Annotated in this window: 16 protein-coding genes; 5 read left to right on the top strand and 11 right to left on the bottom strand. The window is 58.0% G+C overall.

Annotated features, from left to right (window positions below):
• Positions 1 to 96: 96 nt before the first annotated feature.
• Both purE and MWH26_RS03655 read left to right on the top strand, forming a co-directional pair.
• Entirely contained in the window at positions 97 to 654 is a 558-nt protein-coding gene (gene purE, locus MWH26_RS03650) for a 5-(carboxyamino)imidazole ribonucleotide mutase (RefSeq protein WP_188556801.1), read from the top strand.
• A gap of 67 nt (positions 655 to 721) precedes the next feature.
• The gene (locus tag MWH26_RS03655; protein WP_247976087.1) at positions 722 to 1,894 is read left to right on the top strand and encodes an endonuclease/exonuclease/phosphatase family protein; all 1,173 of its coding nucleotides are present in this window, start codon (positions 722 to 724) and stop codon (positions 1,892 to 1,894) included.
• Between the two features lie 162 nt (positions 1,895 to 2,056).
• Here the strand turns inward: MWH26_RS03655 and MWH26_RS03660 are convergent, their stop codons facing one another.
• Positions 2,057 to 3,205 carry an FAD-dependent monooxygenase gene (locus tag MWH26_RS03660; protein WP_247976088.1) on the bottom strand — a complete coding sequence of 383 codons (1,149 nt, stop codon included), beginning with the start codon at positions 3,203 to 3,205 and terminating at the stop codon, positions 2,057 to 2,059.
• Positions 3,206 to 3,379: 174 nt separating this feature from the next.
• Here MWH26_RS03660 and MWH26_RS03665 point away from each other — a divergent pair, with 174 nt between their 5' ends.
• Positions 3,380 to 3,805 carry a hypothetical protein gene (locus MWH26_RS03665; RefSeq protein WP_244695286.1) on the top strand — a complete coding sequence of 142 codons (426 nt, stop codon included), beginning with the start codon at positions 3,380 to 3,382 and terminating at the stop codon, positions 3,803 to 3,805.
• 142 nt (positions 3,806 to 3,947) lie between these two features.
• On the opposite strand, the gene dnaK is transcribed toward MWH26_RS03665, so the two are convergent.
• The 7 genes from dnaK to fabG all read right to left on the bottom strand — a co-directional run bounded on the left by dnaK (position 3,948) and on the right by fabG (position 12,808).
• A complete protein-coding gene (gene dnaK / locus MWH26_RS03670; RefSeq protein WP_244695287.1) occupies positions 3,948 to 5,894 on the bottom strand; it encodes a molecular chaperone DnaK in 1,947 nt (648 codons plus the stop codon).
• A 333-nt stretch (positions 5,895 to 6,227) separates the two neighbouring features.
• Positions 6,228 to 7,109, bottom strand: a complete 882-nt coding sequence (locus tag MWH26_RS03675; RefSeq protein ID WP_247976089.1) for an alpha/beta hydrolase — start codon at positions 7,107 to 7,109, stop codon at positions 6,228 to 6,230.
• A 68-nt stretch (positions 7,110 to 7,177) separates the two neighbouring features.
• Complete coding sequence (locus MWH26_RS03680; RefSeq protein WP_247976090.1) at positions 7,178 to 8,110, bottom strand: pseudouridine synthase; 933 nt, start codon at positions 8,108 to 8,110, stop codon at positions 7,178 to 7,180.
• Positions 8,111 to 8,237: 127 nt separating this feature from the next.
• A complete protein-coding gene (locus MWH26_RS03685; RefSeq protein ID WP_247976091.1) occupies positions 8,238 to 8,639 on the bottom strand; it encodes a hypothetical protein in 402 nt (133 codons plus the stop codon).
• Positions 8,640 to 8,724: 85 nt separating this feature from the next.
• Positions 8,725 to 10,800 (bottom strand): VWA domain-containing protein, encoded by a 2,076-nt coding sequence (locus MWH26_RS03690; protein ID WP_247976092.1) that lies wholly within the window; start codon positions 10,798 to 10,800, stop codon positions 8,725 to 8,727.
• A 425-nt stretch (positions 10,801 to 11,225) separates the two neighbouring features.
• Positions 11,226 to 11,897 (bottom strand): YiiX family permuted papain-like enzyme, encoded by a 672-nt coding sequence (locus tag MWH26_RS03695; protein WP_247976093.1) that lies wholly within the window; start codon positions 11,895 to 11,897, stop codon positions 11,226 to 11,228.
• Between the two features lie 161 nt (positions 11,898 to 12,058).
• Positions 12,059 to 12,808, bottom strand: coding sequence for a 3-oxoacyl-[acyl-carrier-protein] reductase (fabG, locus tag MWH26_RS03700; protein WP_247976094.1), 750 nt, complete (start codon positions 12,806 to 12,808; stop codon positions 12,059 to 12,061).
• A 152-nt stretch (positions 12,809 to 12,960) separates the two neighbouring features.
• On the opposite strand from fabG, the gene MWH26_RS03705 reads away from it, so the two are divergent.
• On the top strand, positions 12,961 to 14,199 hold the full coding sequence (locus MWH26_RS03705) for an NAD(P)/FAD-dependent oxidoreductase (protein WP_247976095.1): 1,239 nt from the start codon (positions 12,961 to 12,963) through the stop codon (positions 14,197 to 14,199).
• Between the two features lie 229 nt (positions 14,200 to 14,428).
• Here the strand turns inward: MWH26_RS03705 and MWH26_RS03710 are convergent, their stop codons facing one another.
• A complete protein-coding gene (locus MWH26_RS03710; RefSeq protein ID WP_247976096.1) occupies positions 14,429 to 15,166 on the bottom strand; it encodes a tetratricopeptide repeat protein in 738 nt (245 codons plus the stop codon).
• Positions 15,167 to 15,402: 236 nt separating this feature from the next.
• On the opposite strand from MWH26_RS03710, the gene lpdA reads away from it, so the two are divergent.
• Entirely contained in the window at positions 15,403 to 16,797 is a 1,395-nt protein-coding gene (gene lpdA, locus MWH26_RS03715; RefSeq protein WP_247976097.1) for a dihydrolipoyl dehydrogenase, read from the top strand.
• Between the two features lie 70 nt (positions 16,798 to 16,867).
• Here the strand turns inward: lpdA and MWH26_RS03720 are convergent, their stop codons facing one another.
• Positions 16,868 to 17,515 (bottom strand): hypothetical protein, encoded by a 648-nt coding sequence (locus MWH26_RS03720; RefSeq protein ID WP_247976098.1) that lies wholly within the window; start codon positions 17,513 to 17,515, stop codon positions 16,868 to 16,870.
• Positions 17,516 to 17,575: 60 nt separating this feature from the next.
• The gene (locus tag MWH26_RS03725; RefSeq protein WP_244695298.1) at positions 17,576 to 18,106 is read right to left on the bottom strand and encodes a TetR/AcrR family transcriptional regulator; all 531 of its coding nucleotides are present in this window, start codon (positions 18,104 to 18,106) and stop codon (positions 17,576 to 17,578) included.
• Between the last annotated feature and the right edge of the window lie 190 nt (positions 18,107 to 18,296).

An 18,296-nucleotide genomic window follows, 5' to 3' on the forward strand; every position in this document is an offset into this window, starting at 1 on the left:
ACAGGGAAAATGCTATGTTTATAGACTCAACCACCGTTTCGGAGGGCCGTAGAAGCCAATCCTAGTTAGGTTGATCCTGTTTCTTTGTTTTTTCCTATGCCTACCACGCTTCCCGCCGCTGCGGCGGCCGATGTTCCCGCTCCTCATGATACTCCCCTGGTAGGAATTATCATGGGCTCTCAGTCCGATCTGAAAATTATGTCGGTGGCCGCTGAGCTACTTCAGCAGTTTGGGATTACCTATGAAATAACCCTGGTTTCGGCCCACCGCACGCCCCACCGGCTGGTAGAATACGCCGAAACGGCCCGCAAGCGCGGTCTGCGCGTAATTATTGCCGGCGGCGGCGGAGCGGCTCACCTACCCGGCATGGTCGCTTCCTTTACTACCTTGCCCGTCATTGGGGTGCCCATCAACTCCACCACCTCCTTCCACGGCCTCGATTCTATTCTGTCGATGCTGCAAATGCCGGCGGGCGTACCCGTGGCTACGGTGGCGCTCGACGGGGCCTCTAATGCCGCCGTGCTGGCTACCCAGATTTTGGCCCTGGGCAACGCACGGCTGGCTGATGTATTAGAAAAATACCGTACTTCCTTGAAGGATAAGGTAATGCGCACCATTGAAGAGCTGCGCAAAGGCGGCTTCAACGATGACTAAGTGTTACTTCCGCTCCGTTCATCTGCCCTCTCCCACCTGATTCCTCCACGCCTACCTCTCCCCATCCGTGCCTGATCTTGACGTACCTTTTTGGCTCCAGCTAGCCCACGGATTCACCTTCTTTCTCGTAGTAGCTGCCCTCATTGCCACTGTGCTGCCGCTCTTGCGCCAAACAGCGTGGTGGATCCGGATATTCGACTTTCCCCGCTTACAAATTGTGGGCGTGCTAGGACTGGTGCTGGCCGCAGGGCTGGTGCTGGAGTGGCACCGCCCAACCGATGGCACGTACTGGGGCCCGGCTACGCTGCTGGTGCTGCTGCTGGCCATTGGATACCAGTCGTTTCGAATTGTGCCTTACACCCGATTGGTAAAAAAGCAGGTGGAGGATAGTACGCTTCAAGACGGGCGGCGCCACCTGAGCCTGACCATGATGAACGTGCTGCAGTACAACAAGCAGGGTCAGAAGGCTCTGCAAGTACTACAGGAAGCCGACTCGGACCTGATTATGGCCGTGGAAACGGACCTGTGGTGGCTGGAGCAATTAAAGCCCCTGGAAGAGACTCACCCCTACACCTGCCACGAACCCCTCGATAATACGTACGGGCTGCTGTTCTTCTCGCGCTTACCCTTGCACGAGTGCGAAATCAAGTATCTACTGGATGACGACGTGCCCTCGGTACACGCCGTGGTTGGCTTGGCTGATGGTCATACGAAGGTGCGCATCTACGGCCTTCATCCGAAGCCTCCCGCGCCAGCCGAAGCCAAAACCAGCACCAAGCGCGACGCCGAATTGCTGCTCGTAGGCAAAACCATCGACCAGAAAGACGAGCCAACCATTGTGTTTGGGGATATGAACGACGTGGCGTGGTCGCACACTTCCGAACTGTTTCGCCGCATCAGCGGTCTGCTTGATCCGCGGGTGGGCCGCGGGCTGCTACCCACCTTCCACGCCGAGTACTCGCTAATGCGCTGGCCCCTGGACCACGTATTCGTCTCGCCCCATTTTAAGGTTGATGATATGGAGCGCCTACCCTACGTAGGCTCTGACCACTTTCCTATTTACATCAAGCTCAGCTACGAACCCCACGACAAGGAAAAGCAGGAGCAAAACGGCGAGCAGGCCGATGTGGAGGACCATCAGGAAGCAGTAGAGAAGATTCAGGAGGGGTTTGAGGAAGAGGATGAGGAGGAGCAGGAAGAAGCCACCGACCCGAACCGCAAAAAAGAACTTACCACGTAAAAGCCACCATACCGGCCGAAGCAGCACTGCTTCGGCCGGTATGGTGGTTACCTACCGGAGCCAACACGTCTGAACAAATCTAGAACCGTCTTGCAGGACTTGAACGAAGCCTGACGGTTTCCACACTGAGTTCTGGCAACGTAGTCACCCCGTTCGATTCTGCTACAGCTCGTCGTATAGCCAAGCCATTTGGTGGCGGCTGACGGCAGCGGGCAGCCGCCGCATCAGGGTGTTGCGTAGCTTTCCTAGCAGGGGGCTTTGCAGCTGGCCTATCCGACCCAGCAGCCAGGAAGTTTGGATGATGCGCGCGGTGCGTGCCCGGCGGCGTTGTTCGAAGCTCTGAAAAGCGGTAGTTAGGTTGGAGCTAGCCTGCAGGCATTGCGCTAGTACGGCCGCGTCCTCCACGGCCATGCCGGCGCCTTGGCCCAGGTTGGGGGTAGTGGCGTGGGCCGCGTCGCCGAGCAGTAGCACCCGGCCGTAGGCAAGGTGGGAGAGGGGGCGTAGGTCCAGGATATCGTTCCAGATTAGCTGTTCGTCGCGCGTGCAGGCCAGCAGCTCGGGCACAGGGGCGTGAAAATCGGAGAACTCGCTTTGCAAGTCCGCTACCCGGTACGCCCGAAACCGTGGATTCTGAGGCTGTGAACTGTTCAGGCAGGCAAACCAGTACACCTGGCCGCCTCCAACGGGCACGTACCCGAACCGCCGGCCCCGCTCGCCCCAGGTTTCGTCCGATTCACTTCTTGGAAGTTCTAAGTGGTGAACATCTACCACAGCGCGCCAGCAGGTATAGCCGGCGTAGCGCGGCGCAACGGCTGGCAGGAGCTGGCCGCGCACTTTCGAGCGGATGCCGTCGGCTCCAATAAGCGCATCCGCTTGCACCGAATGCCCATCGGCAAAGTGCACCAAAACTCCGGTATCAGTAGCATTGAAACGCGCAAACTGGTGCCCAAGCTGCACGGTGCTCGGGGGAAGCTGCGCCAGCAAAGTCCGCTGCAATGCAGCTCGGTGAATACCTAGGTTGTCAAAGCCTAAAGCAGCAGTGAAAGCCGTAGTGTCGGCGGCCTGGAGCAAGCGGCCATGCTGGTCAAGTAGGTTCAGATGAGTAACTGGGGAGCCGTGAGCCTGCACAGCCTCGTGCAAGCCTAGTTGCTGCAGCGCCCGCATGGCATTGGCTCCAAGCACTACGCCTGCGCCTACCTCGCGTAGCTCAGTGGCCGCTTCGTACACCCGCACCGTATGGCCTTGCAGCACAAGGGCACGTGCCGCGCTTAGCCCACCAATCCCGGCCCCAATAATTGCAAAATCCGCCATGCTATCTGTGGGTTTGCGCTATTCAAAACGATGTGACAAGGTAGGATTTACTTGAAAAAAACGCCCCTACGGTTCTGCTAGGCAAATTTTATATCATTTTATTGACTAACTAGTCCCTTGCATGGCAAGCCCGCGCCTGCATCCTTCTCCCGCCCTGTTCTGCTCTCCTTTTCCATGTCTCACTCACCCGTGCATCCTCAGTTGCGGCTGTACTTCGAAAACCCGGTTGGCCGCTTATTAGAACACCCCGATGGCTATCTGGTGGTACAGTACAATGCCGGCAAGCGCAAGCTGGAAGAACTGAAAACCTTTCTGACCCAGGCTAGCACCTTGCTCCAGCAGCGGAACTGGCACAAGTTGCTCGGCGACCAACGGGTAATGGCGGCCTTCACGGAAGCGGAGCGCGTCTGGATTACCGAAAACTGGTTAACTCGCTCCACCACGGCCCATCCTTACTACGGAGCCGTGCTGCTCGCGCACGATGTTTTCGCCCGATTGGCTATGAACCTGGTGATGAACGAAGCCCGGGAATCTGGTTTGGTATACCGGCTATTTGAGGACGAAAACGCGGCCGTAGCGTGGCTGCTGCAAGTCCCGTAAGAAAGCAACTTCTATTTGCTCACGACTAGGTCTGTAGCTGAATTTCAAGATTAGGCAGCGTACAACCTACAGTTGCAGATTACCCGGAAAACAAAAAGGCCCGCAGCAGCAGCTGCGGGCCTTTTTGTTTTCTAAGTGGCAATTACTTGCCTACTTCCTCGTAGTCTACGTCCGTCACGTTGTCGTGGGGCTGGCCTTGCTGGCCGTTGCCGCCGGGCTGACCACCACCACCGAAGGGGTTGCCACCGTCAGCGCCGGGCTGGCCATCGGCACCACCCTGGGTAGCGGCGTACATTTCCTGCGAAGCGGCCTGCCAAGCGGCATTGATGGCCTCCATGGAGGTGTCAATAGCACCGAGGTCTTTGCTCTCGTGCGCCTTCTTCAGGTCAGCCAGAGCATTCTCAACGGCCGTTTTGTTGCCGGCGCTTAGCTTGTCGCCGTACTCTTTCAGCTGCTTTTCAGTCTGGAAAATCATCGAGTCAGCGGCGTTGATTTTGCCGATGCGCTCGGTCTCCGCCTTATCGGCTTCGGCGTTGGCGGCAGCCTCGTTGCGCATGCGCTCAATGTCAGCATCGGTGAGGCCTGAAGAAGCTTCGATGCGGATCTTCTGCTCCTTGCCAGTGCCTTTGTCCTTGGCCGATACGTGTAGAATGCCGTTGGCGTCGATGTCGAAGGTTACTTCGATCTGCGGAACACCGCGGGGTGCTGGCGGAATTGAGTCGAGGTGGAAGCGGCCGATGGTACGGTTCTGCGAAGCCAACGGACGCTCGCCCTGCAACACGTGAATCTCTACCGAAGGCTGGTTGTCGGAAGCCGTCGAGAAGGTCTCGGACTTCTTGGTCGGAATGGTTGTGTTCGACTCGATGAGCTTGGTCATCACGCCGCCCATGGTTTCGATACCCAGCGAGAGCGGGGTTACGTCGAGCAGGAGTACGTCCTTCACTTCACCGGTCAGTACGCCACCCTGGATGGCAGCACCCACGGCTACTACTTCGTCGGGGTTCACGCCCTTGGAAGGCTTCTTGCCGAAGAACTTCTCTACCTCTTCCTGAATGCGCGGAATGCGGGTCGAGCCACCTACCAGGATTACCTCGTCGATGTCAGAAGTGCTCAGGCCAGCATCTTGCAGGGCCTTTTTGCAGGGCTCCATCGAGCGACGCACCAGGTTGTCGGCCAGCTGCTCGAACTTTGCGCGGCTCAGCTTTACTACCAGGTGCTTCGGGCCCGAAGCAGTAGCCGTTACGTAGGGCAGGTTGATTTCCGTTTCCGTCGAGCTGGACAGCTCTACTTTGGCTTTCTCCGCGGCTTCTTTCAGGCGCTGCAGGGCCATAGCGTCTTTGCGCAGGTCGAGGCCTTCGTTTTCGCTGGCGAACGTTTCAGCCAGGAAGTTGATGATAACTTGGTCGAAGTCGTCGCCACCGAGGTGGGTGTCACCGTTGGTGCTCAGTACTTCAAATACGCCATCACCCAGCTCCAGAATCGAGATGTCGAAGGTACCACCACCGAGGTCGTACACGGCAATCTTCTGGTCTTTGTGCTTCTTGTCGAGGCCGTAGGCCAGGGCAGCAGCAGTAGGCTCGTTGATGATGCGCTTCACGTCGAGGCCGGCAATGGCACCGGCTTCCTTGGTAGCCTGGCGCTGGGCGTCGTTGAAGTAGGCGGGTACCGTAATTACAGCTTCCGTTACCGACGTACCGAGGTAGTCCTCAGCGGTCTGCTTCATCTTCTGCAGCACCATGGCCGAAATTTCCTGGGGCGTGTACTGCCGGTCGCCGATTTGTACGGCTACCGTGTTATTAGAACCGCGCACCAGCTCGTAAGAAACGTGCTTGGCTTCTTCAGTCACTTCGCCGAAGCTGCGACCCATGAAGCGCTTAATTGACTGGAGCGTGTTCTTAGGGTTGGTAATGGCCTGACGTTTGGCGGGGTCACCGACTTTCCGTTCGCCTTTACCGTTATCGAGGAACGCCACAATGGAGGGAGTCGTGCGGCGACCTTCGCTATTCGGAATCACTACCGGCTCGTTGCCTTCCATTACGGCCACGCACGAGTTGGTGGTGCCGAGGTCAATACCGATTATTTTGCCCATGTGAATGGTTGTTATGTAGGAGTTGAGGTGTCAGATATCAGGTGCGAATCACTCGCACCGGGGGAGTTACAAGACGCGTACCAGCCGCAGAAATGCCCTTTACTCGTGACAGATTGTCATTTTAGGGCAGCTCGCGGCACGGTTTCGCGACGGTCTGACTTCTACGGGAAAACCAAGGGTAGGATATGCTGACAGCCGGGCAGGAGGTAACGTGCTAGCCATGGATTCCTCATCATTCTGCGCTTGCAAAGGGCTTTATCACGCCTGACCGATAATCGGGATGACGATTCGTTTTATCGTGGAATGGTCCTCTACTCAGCTCAGAAGAATGGGTTAATTAGCCAGGAACCCCTGAATGGTTTGCTCCCATAGTTGCTGGTGCTTCCACCAGTAGGGCTCGTGGCCGGAGCCGGGAAAATTCTGGCGCTGCTTGGGGCCGCGGAGGGCGGCATAAATACCGTCGGTTTCCTGGCGGGTTACGCGTGGGTCGGCTTCGCCCCACATGAGCAGGGTAGGAGTCGTGACGTGCGCGGCGTAGGCGGTGGCATCCAGGTCGAAGGCCCAAAAGTTGTTTTCAACTCCGCCCCAGAATACCAACAGGTTGGCCATGGGGAAGGGCGGAACATGCATGGAGCGGAAGCGGCTTTGGGCGGTTTCGAGCATGGAGCCGTAGGGGCATTCGAGCAGGTTGGCCGTAGGCCGTACGCCTAGTTCGGCCTCGGCCCGCAACGTAGCCACCGCGCCCATGGAATTGGCATAAATGTATACTGGCCCGGGCCGCCGTTGCAGCCACTGAACTACCGCTGCTACGTCAGCCGCCTCATGGTGACCTACCGTGCAGACGTTGCCCTCGGAGCCGCCGTTGCCGGCAAAATCGGTGAGCAGCACGTTGTAGCCCAAGTTTCTGAAAAAGCTCGCCTCAGTTAGGAGCTTGCTTTTGGAACTCGTGTAGCCGTGAAATAGGGCTACCGTACCGCGCGGGTTGGCTACTTGGCCTTGCCACGCTTCCAACCGGCCGTTGGCGCTAGTAAGATGAACGGTTTCGAAGGGAAAATCTGGCTGAATCCGGTTCGTCGGCTTAGGGTTCCGGATGCCCGTAAGCAGCACCCACAGTTTCTGAGGGGCTGAGAGCTGCTCCGGATTATCCGTGTGGGTGCCAACCGGGGTAGTAAAATGCGTGAAGCGCCAAGCATGAAAAGCGGCTACGATGTTCATAGCCACTAACGCTACCACGAGCGCCCACGCTAGCTGACGCCCGCGCTTCAGTTTGTTTCGCTGGGCCATTAGCTGCGGCCCGAACGCCCACCAGCCGGGCCCGGCTTCCGGCTGGTAGTGCCACGGCCTGCTGATTTCGGGCCGGGCTTGCTACCGGTTTTGCCGGGAGTTGCCCGGTTACTTCCGGTTTTGCTACCCGTAGGTTTTGGACTAAACGTGCCATTGCCACCCGACCGGGCACCGCCTCGGGAGCCGGTGGAGCGGGCGTTGGCCCCGGGTGTCTTCGCCTCGTTCTGCGCACCAAAACCGCCCCGTTTGTAGCCACCAGCGCTATTCTGGCCCGGTTTGGCATCGGCGGGGCGCACCCCGCCGGGCCAGTACTCGGAGCCTTTGCTTGGCGTTTTAAAGGTGCCGGCCGCCACAGTTTGGGCCGCCATATCCTCGGTCAGCGCCTGCACTTCAGCCTTGGTCAGCTCACGCCACTCGCCGGGCTGAAGCTGGTCAACTTGTAAATCGGCAATGCTGGCGCGCACGAGGCGCAGGGTAGGGTAACCCACAGCGGCCGTCATTTTGCGCACCTGCCGGTTCATGCCCTGTGAAATGCGAATCTGGACCCAGCTAGTTGGAATGTTGGCCCGGAAGCGAACCGGCTTGCTACGCTCCCACAGCTCGGGGGCTTCGGGTAGCAGGGCTACCTCGGCGGGGGTAGTGAAACCCGTTTTCAGGTCTACGCCGCGGCGCAGGTTTTCCAGGGCTTCCGGGGTCGGAACGCCTTCTACCTGCACCCAGTACGTTTTCGGAACCTTGAAGCGCGGTTCGGAAAGGCGGTGCTGAAGCTGTTTATCGTCGGTGAGCAGTACGAGGCCCTCGGAGTCATAATCCAGTCGCCCAACCGGGTAAATGTTGGGAATTGAAACAAAATCCTTGAGGGTTTTGCGGCCGGTTTCGTCCGTAAATTGTGTGAGGACTTCGTAAGGCTTGTTGAGCAGAATGTAACGCATGGAAGAGCATGAGCCTTCCAGCCCACGTAAAAGCAACAAAATAAGATGATTCCGCCGGGGCAGAAAGCGGAAGTACACCTACGTACCTCGGCCAGTGTCCGGCCCCTCGTGGCAACAAAGGTACGCCTTACTTCTGCAGGCGTCGGCGCCGGATGCTTTCAGCCATGAGAATACGCACGTCGCCGTTAGGACGCACCACATATTCGCCACTGTCGCGCACCGATACGCCGTTGCGCATTTCGTCGCGGTAGTCGTGGTAAACCAGGGTGCCGATTCTAACGGAGTCGGCGGGGGTAGGGGCGGGCGGGGCCGGCTGGCCATTAATTTGGGCCATTTGCGCCAGGTACAGCAAAGAGTCGCGCTTGGTGTAAGGGCTGAATTTGAACTTGCCGGGAAAGTAGTTTTTAGGATCAGAAACGCGGTTGCGCACGAAGTCCTGCACAGCCAGCTCTGTTTGCTGTTCGGTGGTTTTGGTACAGCCCGTGAGCAGTAAGCCCGCGCAGAGCAGAGCAAGGAATAAAGGTTTCATGAGAAAATTCGATTGGTCGGCGGGAGAGGAGCACTGCATGACACGGCCCCGGCGGCTCCAGTTCCCGGCCAGATAAGCAGCAAATTTACAGGCCACCAGAATATTTGCGGGTAGCCCACTCCACGGTCAGCAGGGCTAGCAACACAAAAAACAGCCATTTTAGGTTGATCAGGTCCTTGAGCTCTTCCTGCTCATAAATGACGGGCTTGTAGTTGGCTTTTCGGATGTCCTGGGCAAGTTGGGCAAACTGGGCGGGAAAGTACAGGCGCTGGCCGCTGCGCCGGGCCACTTGGTAGAGCAGGTTATGGTCGGCCCGCGACTGCAGGGCCTCCAGCTGCTGCTCCTGCACCAGCACCTCGCCCCGGTCTTGCTGGGGCTGGCCCCCGAGGGTAGCGCGGGCCGTGTAGCGGTATAGGCCGGCCGGCAAGGGCCCCAGGTGGAGCGGGGCACCGTCTTCGGTGGTGGTGTACGTGAAGGTGCGAGTTTGCTGCTGCTCGTTAGTGAGGCTAAGCGTGATTTGCTGGCCGTAAATGCGCTCAAAAATGGCGTTGTAAGTCTCGGCCCCGAAGGTTACGTCGTCCTGGGAGTTGAAAGCATCTTGAGTGGGGTAGACGTCGAGGCGCTTTTTATTGGCGTTTTGGGTGAGCAACTGCAGGGTCCGGAGCACCAGCCGGTCGTAGGCTTCGGGTCGGTCGTCGTGCTCCCCGGCTTCCTGCAGGCGCCACTGCCAGCTGCCATCGGTGAGCAGGGTGGCTTGGCGCTGGGCTGGCGTGCCCCCAAAAACCAGCAAGGGCTTCTGCGTTTTCACCCGGCCTACTTGCTGCCACAGCGCGGCCTCGGCCCCGGCGCCCAGCCGAATATCCCCGAAGGGTACCGGCGCGGGCGGGTAAGCGGCAAAACGGCGCAGCGCATCTTCCTCGAAGGCAAAGCGGGTGAAAGTGGCGTTAGGCACGGGGGTCACGGCATCGGTTTGGTCACCGCGTGGGGTCACCGTCAGGCCGGCGCTCAGGGCGTTGTAGGCACTGTAATCCGACTGGGCCCCCAGCACATATAAGGCAGGTACCCGGCGGGCTTTCACTTGGGCCAGCACCTCAGCGCCTACCCCGTTCTGGGCGGGCAACTGATGCAGAATGGCCACGTCAAAATCCTGGCGCCGCAAGGGGCTGATACCGGGCAGGTAGGTAGTCAGGTCGAAATTATCGTTTTGCAAGATGGCCGCGCGCAGGGCCTTCAGATCGGGGTGGGGGGCGGCACCGGCCAGCAGCACCCGCAGCTTACCCTTCACAATGTCGAGGTAGGCGAACTTCTGGTTGTTGAGCAGGGTGAACTCGCCAGGCAGTTTTTCTACCACCACCTCGTAGCGGCGCTTGCCGGGCGTTGGGGCCGTTACAAGAAACGTTGTTTTGGTGCGCCGTCGTCCGGCCAGCAAGGGCACGCGCCTGGTTTGCAGTACGCGGCCATTTTCGCGCAGCAACACCGTTGCTGAAGTGCCGGCCGCATACCCATCGTAGGCAATTTCAGCCTCAATGGGAAACTGGTTACCGCTGAACGCCACACGGTTATACGTGAGGACCGGTATGCTCACGTCCTTTTTTGGCAGCGTATCACCTACCCCTACGGCATAAATTGGAAATCGGTAGTCGGTGTATTGGGGCGCCCGGCCTTGGTTTACCAGTCCATCGGAGACCAGCACCACGCCCGCCAAGTTTCGGTTTTGGTAGCCTTCGCCAATGCGGGTGAGCAGCCCATCTAAATCCGTGGCTGGGGCCCGGAAGCGCACCGAATCGGGGCGGGTAGGCCGGCCAGAGCTCATGAGCGTTTGAGTTTCCACCCGAAAGCCCTGGCCGCGCAAAGTGGCAGCCAGCTGGGTTAACCCCTGAGTAGTCTGGCTCAGCACTGTGGGCGGCGTGAACAGCCCCACCGATTGAGAATTATCCAGGGCCAGCACAAGGGTAGGGGCCTCGGTAGTAGTCGTTGTCGATTTAAGGAAGGGGGAAAGCAGCAGAAAGCACAGAAAGCTCACGACGGCAAAGCGCACAAAAGCTAGGGCGTAATTAACGGCCCGGCCCCAGGGCGCCTTGGCCGAGTACAGCAGGGCCGCGTAGCCCGCCCCCACCAGCAGGCACAGCAGGATAAACCAGGGAGAAGCAGATAGTAGCAAAGGCAGAACGATATAGCAACCGCACTAAAGAACCCCGTTTTGCGTGGCTTGGTTGCGCCGGGCGGGGTAGGAGGCAGCGTGAAGGTAGGAAGTTGCGGATAAGTACGTAGGGTAGAGGTCGTCTATCTTGAAGCATGGAAATGATGGAAGATATAGTATGCAGAAAATAGCGCCTTTTCTGTTCGTAGTTGGGTGCGCGTGTTTTGTACTCTTCCCCAGAAGGAGTCCTAGCACATATGAAAAGCCAGTACTCAGGGCGAGGTTGCCAATGAAAAATTTGACTTATGGTAATACTACCCAACTACTCGCTTTTTATGCAGACTGCGGAGACCAATATAAGAGTACCTGATACTCGGTTTTAGTGGGAAGGATTCCGTGTACTGAAGCAGCAATTATTCGGGTCTAACAACGAATTGTCTCCTGCCTCACAGCACCGTCACTAATTCCTTGCTTTTCAGCATCCTGACCGGCGAAATGACCTGCTCATGCAGTGGAATGCGCTTGCCGTAGCGCTCCTGCAGCTTGGCTTGCACGACCGGGTGGCTTAGATCGAATTCGCGCAGGGTCTGAAGCTTCCCGATTTCGCGGCCAGTGGCTTGGCGGTACATCTTCCAGAGCAGTTCCGAGCAGTAAATTCGCTCATCAGACCAGCCGAAGTACAGGTCGTAATTTTTGCCGCGGTACCGCTCACCGGCAGCTTGCAGGCGCTGGAGTACCGCGGGGGTAAGCACTGTTTCGGCATCGTGCAGGCGCTTCACTACAAATGTGCCCTTTTGGCCCCGTGCAGTCCAGGCCGCCAGGGAAGTTTCGCCGACGGGTTGCACGGCCTCGAATACGCGCCACTCGCCGTCCTTCTTAAACAAGATGCCGCAGTGGCTGTACGCGGAATGAGTAGCCAGCTGAATGGCGCGGCTTTGCGCCGACCGGGACGTTTGAAAGATCAGGTCGCCGTTGCGGAGGCGGGAAGATATCTGTTGCACCGCTTTTGAAGCGGCTTGAGCCTGTTGGTAGCGGGCATAACGGTGGCGCAGGCGGGGGTAGGCCAGCACGGTCAGCAGCAAGAGTGGTAGCAGCAGAAATAGACCACGCCGGGGCATACAAGTGTAGAAGTAAAGTAGAAAATGAAGCTAGATAAAAAAGTCAATCCGAGCGGAGTGAGGAATCTTGCGTGCTGACGTTGAGTCACTTCTGCAAGGTCAGCATGCGAGATTCCTCACTCCGCTCGGAATGACGGTCTAATCGGATTATTCTATTGCTACTACGTCAGCATGCCGCCATCAACCTGCAGTACCTGGCCGGTGATGTAGGCCGAGTTGTCGGAGGCCAGGAAGGCGGTGGCTTTGGCTACGTCCTCGGGGGAGCCGCCACGCTTGAGCGGAATGGCCTTGCGCCACTCGTCTACTTGCTTTTGGTCGAGGGCATCGGTCATTTCGGTTTCAATGAAGCCGGGCGCAATGGCGTTGCAGCGGATGTTGCGCGAGCCCAACTCCAGGGCCACCGACTTAGTGAAGCCAATAATTCCGGCCTTGGACGCGGCGTAGTTGGCCTGCCCGGCGTTGCCTTTAATGCCCACCACCGAAGTCATGTTCACGACGCTGCCCGTTTTGGCGCGCATCATGGGCTTGGTGGCGGCTTTAGTCAGGTTGAACACCGACTTCAGGTTTACGGCCAGCACTTGGTCCCACTGCTGCTCGCTCATGCGCATGAGCAGGCCATCCTGCGTGATACCGGCGTTGTTGACCAGAATATCCAGCTTGCCAAATTCAGCTACTACCTCATCCACCAGCTTTTCAGCCTCGGCGTAAATGGAAGCGTCGGAGCGGAAGCCTTTTACTTTGGTGCCGTGGGCGGAAAGCTCCTGCTCCAACTGCTGGCCTTTTTCCACGCTGGAAAGGTAGGTAAAGGCTACCTGGGCGCCCTGCTGGGCAAAATACACCGCAATGGCGCGGCCAATTCCTTTGGAAGCACCCGTAATGAGGGCCACTTTCCCGTCAAGCAGTTGTGTCATGCCGGCGAAGATAGGAGCCTTTTTTGAGCTGGTAACTGCTAGCTGGTAGCGGTTGGCGTTTCGTTGGACGAGCCATTGGCTTTTGCCGTAGCTTGCAGCGAAATACCCTTGCCCAAAAGCTATAGCCAATAGCTAGCAGCTAACAGCTTACAATGACAACCGATATCTGTATTCTAGGAGCTGGGCCGGGCGGGGCCACGGCCGCCTTGCACCTGGCTAACGCCGGCTACCGCTGCCTGCTCCTCGACCGCGCCTCATTCCCCCGCGACAAAGTGTGCGGCGACGCCCTGAGTGGCAAGGTAATCAATGAGTTGCGCCGTATCGGAGAAGAGTTGCCAGCCCGTCTGAATGCCGAGCCAATTCAGCTGCCCAGCTGGGGTATTGATTTCTACGCCCCCAACGGCCGCCGCCTGGCCGTTCCCTTCAAACCGAAATACAATCCGGCCACCGACCAAGCCGCCGGCCACATCAGCAAGCGCCTGCACTTCGATAACTTTTTGATTGAAGAAGTACGCCAGCGGCCGGAAATTAACTTCCGCGAGAACGTAGATGTAGCCCGCCACGAGCAACTGCCGGATGGCCGGTGGCGCCTGCTGGATGCTGGCGGTCAGGAGATTGTCGTGGCTCGGCTGCTGCTGGTCGCCAATGGGGCCCAATCCAGCTTTGCCCGCCAGATTGGGGGCCACGAGTTGGAGCCCGCCCACCATTGTGCCGGCCTGCGGGCCTACTACCGGGGCGTCACGGGCCTGCACCCCGATAACTTCATTGAGCTTCACTTCATCAAGGATTTTCTGCCGGGTTACCTCTGGGTTTTTCCCTTGCCCAATGGCGAGGCCAACGTAGGGGTAGGGATGCTCACCGAAGCCGTTTCAAAGAAAAAGGTGAAGCTGCGCGAGCGGCTGGAGGAAATGCTGCTCACTCATCCCGCCCTGAAAGACCGGTTTGCCAACGCTGAGCGGCTCGGGCCAGTGCGCGGGTTTGGGCTACCCCTGGGCTCCCGCCGCCGCCCGCTCTCGGGGCCCGCCTACCTACTGCTCGGCGACGCTGGCTCCCTCATCGACCCATTTTCTGGGGAAGGCATCAGCCACGCCATGGTATCGGGGCGCCACGCCGCCGACTGGGCCGGACGGGCCCTAGCCGCACAAGATTTCACCGCCGATTTCCTGAAAGGCTACGATGCGGCCGTGTACAACCGCTTGTGGCAGGAACTGCGCCTCAGCCGCGGCATGCAACGCCTGCTTAATTATCCCTGGCTGTTCAACTTCGTCGCCAACCGCGCCGCCAACAACCCCACTCTAGCCGAAACCATCAGCAACATGTTCCTCGACCTGGACCTGCGCGAACGGCTGCGCAAGCCTAGTTTCTACGCGAAGCTGCTGTTGGGACGATGAGAGAGAAAATTAGGGTATGAGGTAAAAGGGTAGGATGGTGTGAGGTAAGGGTAGAGTAAAAGCAAAGCCAGAGCATTCACTCAAACCCGTCTATCATCCTGAGCCCAGCGAAGGACCTTATCACGTTAGAACAAGTCGTTATTACGGCTCGTGCTGGCGTAAAAAGGTCCTTCGCTGGGCTCAGGATGACAGACGGGTTAATTTACTCAGTCGCTAAATCACTACCTCACTACTTCCCTGCGTAGCGGCGTAGGCTCTTTTCAGCTTCCGGGTTGAGTTGGGTGGCTTTTTCCAAATCTGCTTTGGCTTCGACGGGCTTGTTGATGGAAGCGTAACTGATGCCCCGGTACTCGTAGGCATCAGCGTAGTTGGGGTCGATGCTGATGGCTTTGGCGAAGTCCGGAATGGCGCTCTTGAAGTTGAACATCTGCATTTTAGCAGCTCCGCGGCCGAAATAAGCTTCCTTGTCCTGGGGGTTGTACTTCACGGCTTTGCCGAAGTCTACGATGGCGGCGCTGTACTCCTTGAGCTTGAGGCGGTTGAGGCCCCGGTTGTAGTACGCCTCGGCGTTGGTGGGCTTCAGCCGCAGGGCCGCATTGTAGTCGGTTACGGCTTCGCGGTAATCCTTGAGGTGGCTCTTGGCCTTGGCGCGGGCTAGTAGGGCGTCAAAGTCGCGGGGCTTGGCTTTGAGGGCCAAGTCGGCCGTCCGGATGTCAGCTCGGTAGTCGGCGTTGCTTTTACGCGCGGCAGGTTCTACCGGCAAGGGTGGGGTAGGAGCCGTTGAGGCCGTAGCATTTACTCCAGCAGCGGGCCGCGCGGCCGAATCGGCGGCTTGGGCCACGGAGGTCTCGCGGGCCGCGTTGCGGGCGGCGGAAGTAGGACGTTCTACTTCCGTAGTAGTGCGGGCGCAATCCGTCAGAAAAAGCAACGTAAGACAGGTTGCCAGCGAAAGTATGGGTGCCTTCATGAGGGAAGTTTTAAGGGAAAACCGGCGGCAAAAGTGCCACTAAACGGCGTGTGGGCCCTTGTACGCGCAGCCCTCAGCAATGGCCATGACTAACCCCAAAATTTTGCCGCGTACCGGCAAGCTCCTGTGTTGGCGGGCAACGCGGCGGAGTAGCGCGGCCTGCCTATCTTTGCCGGGCTACCTGCCCGCCCGATGCGGCAGTGGCCCTTCTTTCTTAACCTTCAACCGAACACAACATGGCATTGCAATACGACCTGGTCGTTATCGGCAGCGGCCCCGGCGGCTACGTAGCCGCTATCCGGGCTTCGCAGCTAGGCTTGAAAGTAGGCGTGGTAGAGCGGGAGTCGCTCGGCGGCATCTGCCTCAACTGGGGCTGCATTCCTACCAAAGCCCTGCTCAAGAGCGCCCAGGTATTTGAGTACCTCAACCACGCCGGCGACTACGGTCTGAAGGCGGAAGGCGTGGGCTACGATTTCGGCGCCGTAATTCAGCGCAGCCGGGGCGTGGCCGACGGCATGAGCAAGGGCATCAACTTCTTGTTCAAAAAAAATAAAATCGACGTCGTGTCGGGTACTGGCAAGCTGCTGGCCCCCGGCAAAGTGGAGGTGACCAAGGCTGACGGCGGCAAAGAAACCGTGGAAGCTAAGTCCATCATCCTGGCTACCGGTGCCCGCTCCCGCGAGCTGCCCGCCCTGCCCATCGACGGCAAGAAGATCATTGGGTACCGCCAGGCCATGGTGCTGCCGGCCCTGCCCAAGCGCCTCGTGGTAGTAGGTTCCGGCGCCATCGGCGTCGAGTTTGCTTACTTCTACCGCACCATGGGTTCCGAGGTAACGGTAGTGGAATACCTGCCGCGCATCGTGCCCGTGGAAGACGAGGAAGTGTCGCGCCAGATGGAGAAATCCTTCAAGAAAATTGGCGTGAACGTGCTGACCAGCGCCGAAGTGACCAAGGTAGATACCGCCGGCGAAGGCTGCAACGTAACCATTAAAACGGCTAAAGGCGAACAGCAAATTGCCTGCGACGTAGTGCTGAGCGCCGCTGGGGTAGTTACCAACCTCGAAAACCTGGGCCTGGAAGAACTGGGCATTAAGGTGGAGAAAGGCCGTGTGCTAGTAGATGACTTCTACCAGACCAACGTGCCCGGCATTTTCGCCATCGGCGACATTGTGCCCGGCCCGGCCCTGGCGCACGTCGCTTCGGCGGAAGGCATCATCTGCGTTGAGAAAATTGCCGGTCACCACCCCGAGCCCCTCAACTACCAGAACATTCCCGGCTGCACCTACGCCTCGCCGGAAATTGCCTCGGTAGGCCTCACTGAAGAAGAAGCCAAAAAGCAGGGCTACGACATTCTGGTAGGTAAATTCCCATTCTCGGCCTCCGGCAAAGCCTCCGCTGGCGGCGTTAAGGACGGCTTCGTGAAGGTAATCTTCGACAAGAAGTACGGCGAGTGGCTGGGCGCCCACATGATTGGCTCCAACGTGACGGAAATGATTGCCGAGGTAGTCGTTGCCCGCAAGCTCGAAACCACTGGCCACGAAATCATCAAGGCTGTGCACCCGCACCCCACCATGTCGGAAGCCGTGATGGAAGCTGCCGCGGCCGCCTACGGTGAGGTAATCCACTTATAGAAAGTAGGGTAGCCGCCCCATTACCAAGCCAAAAGCCCCCGCCGTACACTCGGCGGGGGCTTTTCATGCTTTAACGCGGCAGCACAGTTTGAGCGTCGTTGAGGGGTAGGTGAGGGTAACTCTTGTGGAAGTCAGCGTCAATAGTAGATTTTTCATCCAAGAAACGTGGATCAAATTCCTGACTAAGGTCCCAGGTGCCTACATAGTGCAATTGACCGGGCTTGACCTCAAATACGTAGCGCGTATTGGCCAAAGTTTGGCTGTTGCGGGGTTTGCGGATGGACTCTAGGAAGGCCTGAGCCCCGTACCACTTGCTGTCTGAGAATTCGTAGCTATGCAGGGCATAGTGGCCGGGTGGGAGGGCGTAACAGAAAGGGTTTTCCCGGCGGGTTCGCACAATGGGTTTCACATTGAGTCGGAAATTTTTCCGCGTTTCTAGGTTCACCACCCGAACATATTGCCCTAAGCCGCCGCTGCGGGAGCCGTCCAGTCGCTGCAAACAGCTTCCATATATCACACCTTTATCGGCCGGAAGCTGCTTTTGCGCGCTTCCCCATGAGGCTGATGGCAGCACCAGCATCGGACCCGGGTTTACATCCAGCGAGTCCGGCAGCATTTTTACCAATTCCAGCTCCTGCTCCAGGTGCTGCACCTGAATCCGGTTTGTTTGCGCGTGCAGGCGATTGGGTAATAAACAGCTTGCCAGCAGTAAGCTCACAGCGTAGCAATTCCGAAAAGTCATATTCTTATAACGCTCACTTCTGCAGCCATTTGCTGGTTACTGCGCCCGGTATTTTCCTTTGATAAAGTCTAGCATACCGCGGCCGTGCTCTTCGGTTTTGGTGGCTTCCTGCTTCCACAACGCCTCTACCAGCAGCAGCAGCAGTTCAGTTTCTTTATCTGGGTCAGCGTAGCCCAGCTTCTTGAAGGCCTCCCGGAGCAAGGCGGGTACGGGTTTCATGAACCGCTCGTGCTGCTGCCGCGCCATTTCTGAGTCGGCTAGTCGGTACTGGAGCTTCCAGAAGTGAGGCTCGGCCTGTACCAACTTAAAGGGCAGCTCAATTACGCTGTAAATAAAAGCCAACGGATCAGGCTCGGCTAAACCGCCGCGGTTATCCTCAATAATGCGCTTGTAGCCATTGCGGATAACGAATTCCAGGAGTTGATCTTTCGAGCCGAAGTGCTTGAAAATAAGCGCCTCCGACACGCCAGCCGCTTTGGCAATCAGCTGCGTGGAGGTGTTTTCAAAGCCTTTTTCCCCAAATAGCTGCAATGCTATTTCTGCAATGTGCTGTTTGCGGTTAGTCATAAACAGAGGAGTTCAATTTGATGGCACTATGCCGCGTAGTCTTTCCCTCACTTACTAGAAGAAACGCCGCAAGTTCGGTCTATGCGAGCTAAAACGCGCTATTTTTTTTGGAAAGTGCACTTGCTAGGTTGACTTCACTCGAAGGACCAAATTGGCTAAAAACAGAAGCCGGCCGATTTGGGAGCACCAA

Origin of the sequence: Hymenobacter sublimis, assembly GCF_023101345.1 — a bacterium.
In the GTDB taxonomy this organism is placed as follows: Bacteria; Bacteroidota; Bacteroidia; order Cytophagales; family Hymenobacteraceae; genus Hymenobacter; species Hymenobacter sublimis.

Coding starts and splice junctions, on each gene's coding strand:
- purE (WP_188556801.1), top strand. CDS start 97: ATGCCTACCACGCTTCCCGCCGCTGCGGCGGCCGATGTTCCCGCTCCT.
- MWH26_RS03660 (WP_247976088.1), bottom strand. CDS start 3,205: ATGGCGGATTTTGCAATTATTGGGGCCGGGATTGGTGGGCTAAGCGCG.
- MWH26_RS03665 (WP_244695286.1), top strand. CDS start 3,380: ATGTCTCACTCACCCGTGCATCCTCAGTTGCGGCTGTACTTCGAAAAC.
- dnaK (WP_244695287.1), bottom strand. CDS start 5,894: ATGGGCAAAATAATCGGTATTGACCTCGGCACCACCAACTCGTGCGTG.
- MWH26_RS03675 (WP_247976089.1), bottom strand. CDS start 7,109: ATGAACATCGTAGCCGCTTTTCATGCTTGGCGCTTCACGCATTTTACT.
- MWH26_RS03680 (WP_247976090.1), bottom strand. CDS start 8,110: ATGCGTTACATTCTGCTCAACAAGCCTTACGAAGTCCTCACACAATTT.
- MWH26_RS03685 (WP_247976091.1), bottom strand. CDS start 8,639: ATGAAACCTTTATTCCTTGCTCTGCTCTGCGCGGGCTTACTGCTCACG.
- MWH26_RS03695 (WP_247976093.1), bottom strand. CDS start 11,897: ATGCCCCGGCGTGGTCTATTTCTGCTGCTACCACTCTTGCTGCTGACC.
- fabG (WP_247976094.1), bottom strand. CDS start 12,808: ATGACACAACTGCTTGACGGGAAAGTGGCCCTCATTACGGGTGCTTCC.
- MWH26_RS03705 (WP_247976095.1), top strand. CDS start 12,961: ATGACAACCGATATCTGTATTCTAGGAGCTGGGCCGGGCGGGGCCACG.
- MWH26_RS03710 (WP_247976096.1), bottom strand. CDS start 15,166: ATGAAGGCACCCATACTTTCGCTGGCAACCTGTCTTACGTTGCTTTTT.
- lpdA (WP_247976097.1), top strand. CDS start 15,403: ATGGCATTGCAATACGACCTGGTCGTTATCGGCAGCGGCCCCGGCGGC.
- MWH26_RS03725 (WP_244695298.1), bottom strand. CDS start 18,106: ATGACTAACCGCAAACAGCACATTGCAGAAATAGCATTGCAGCTATTT.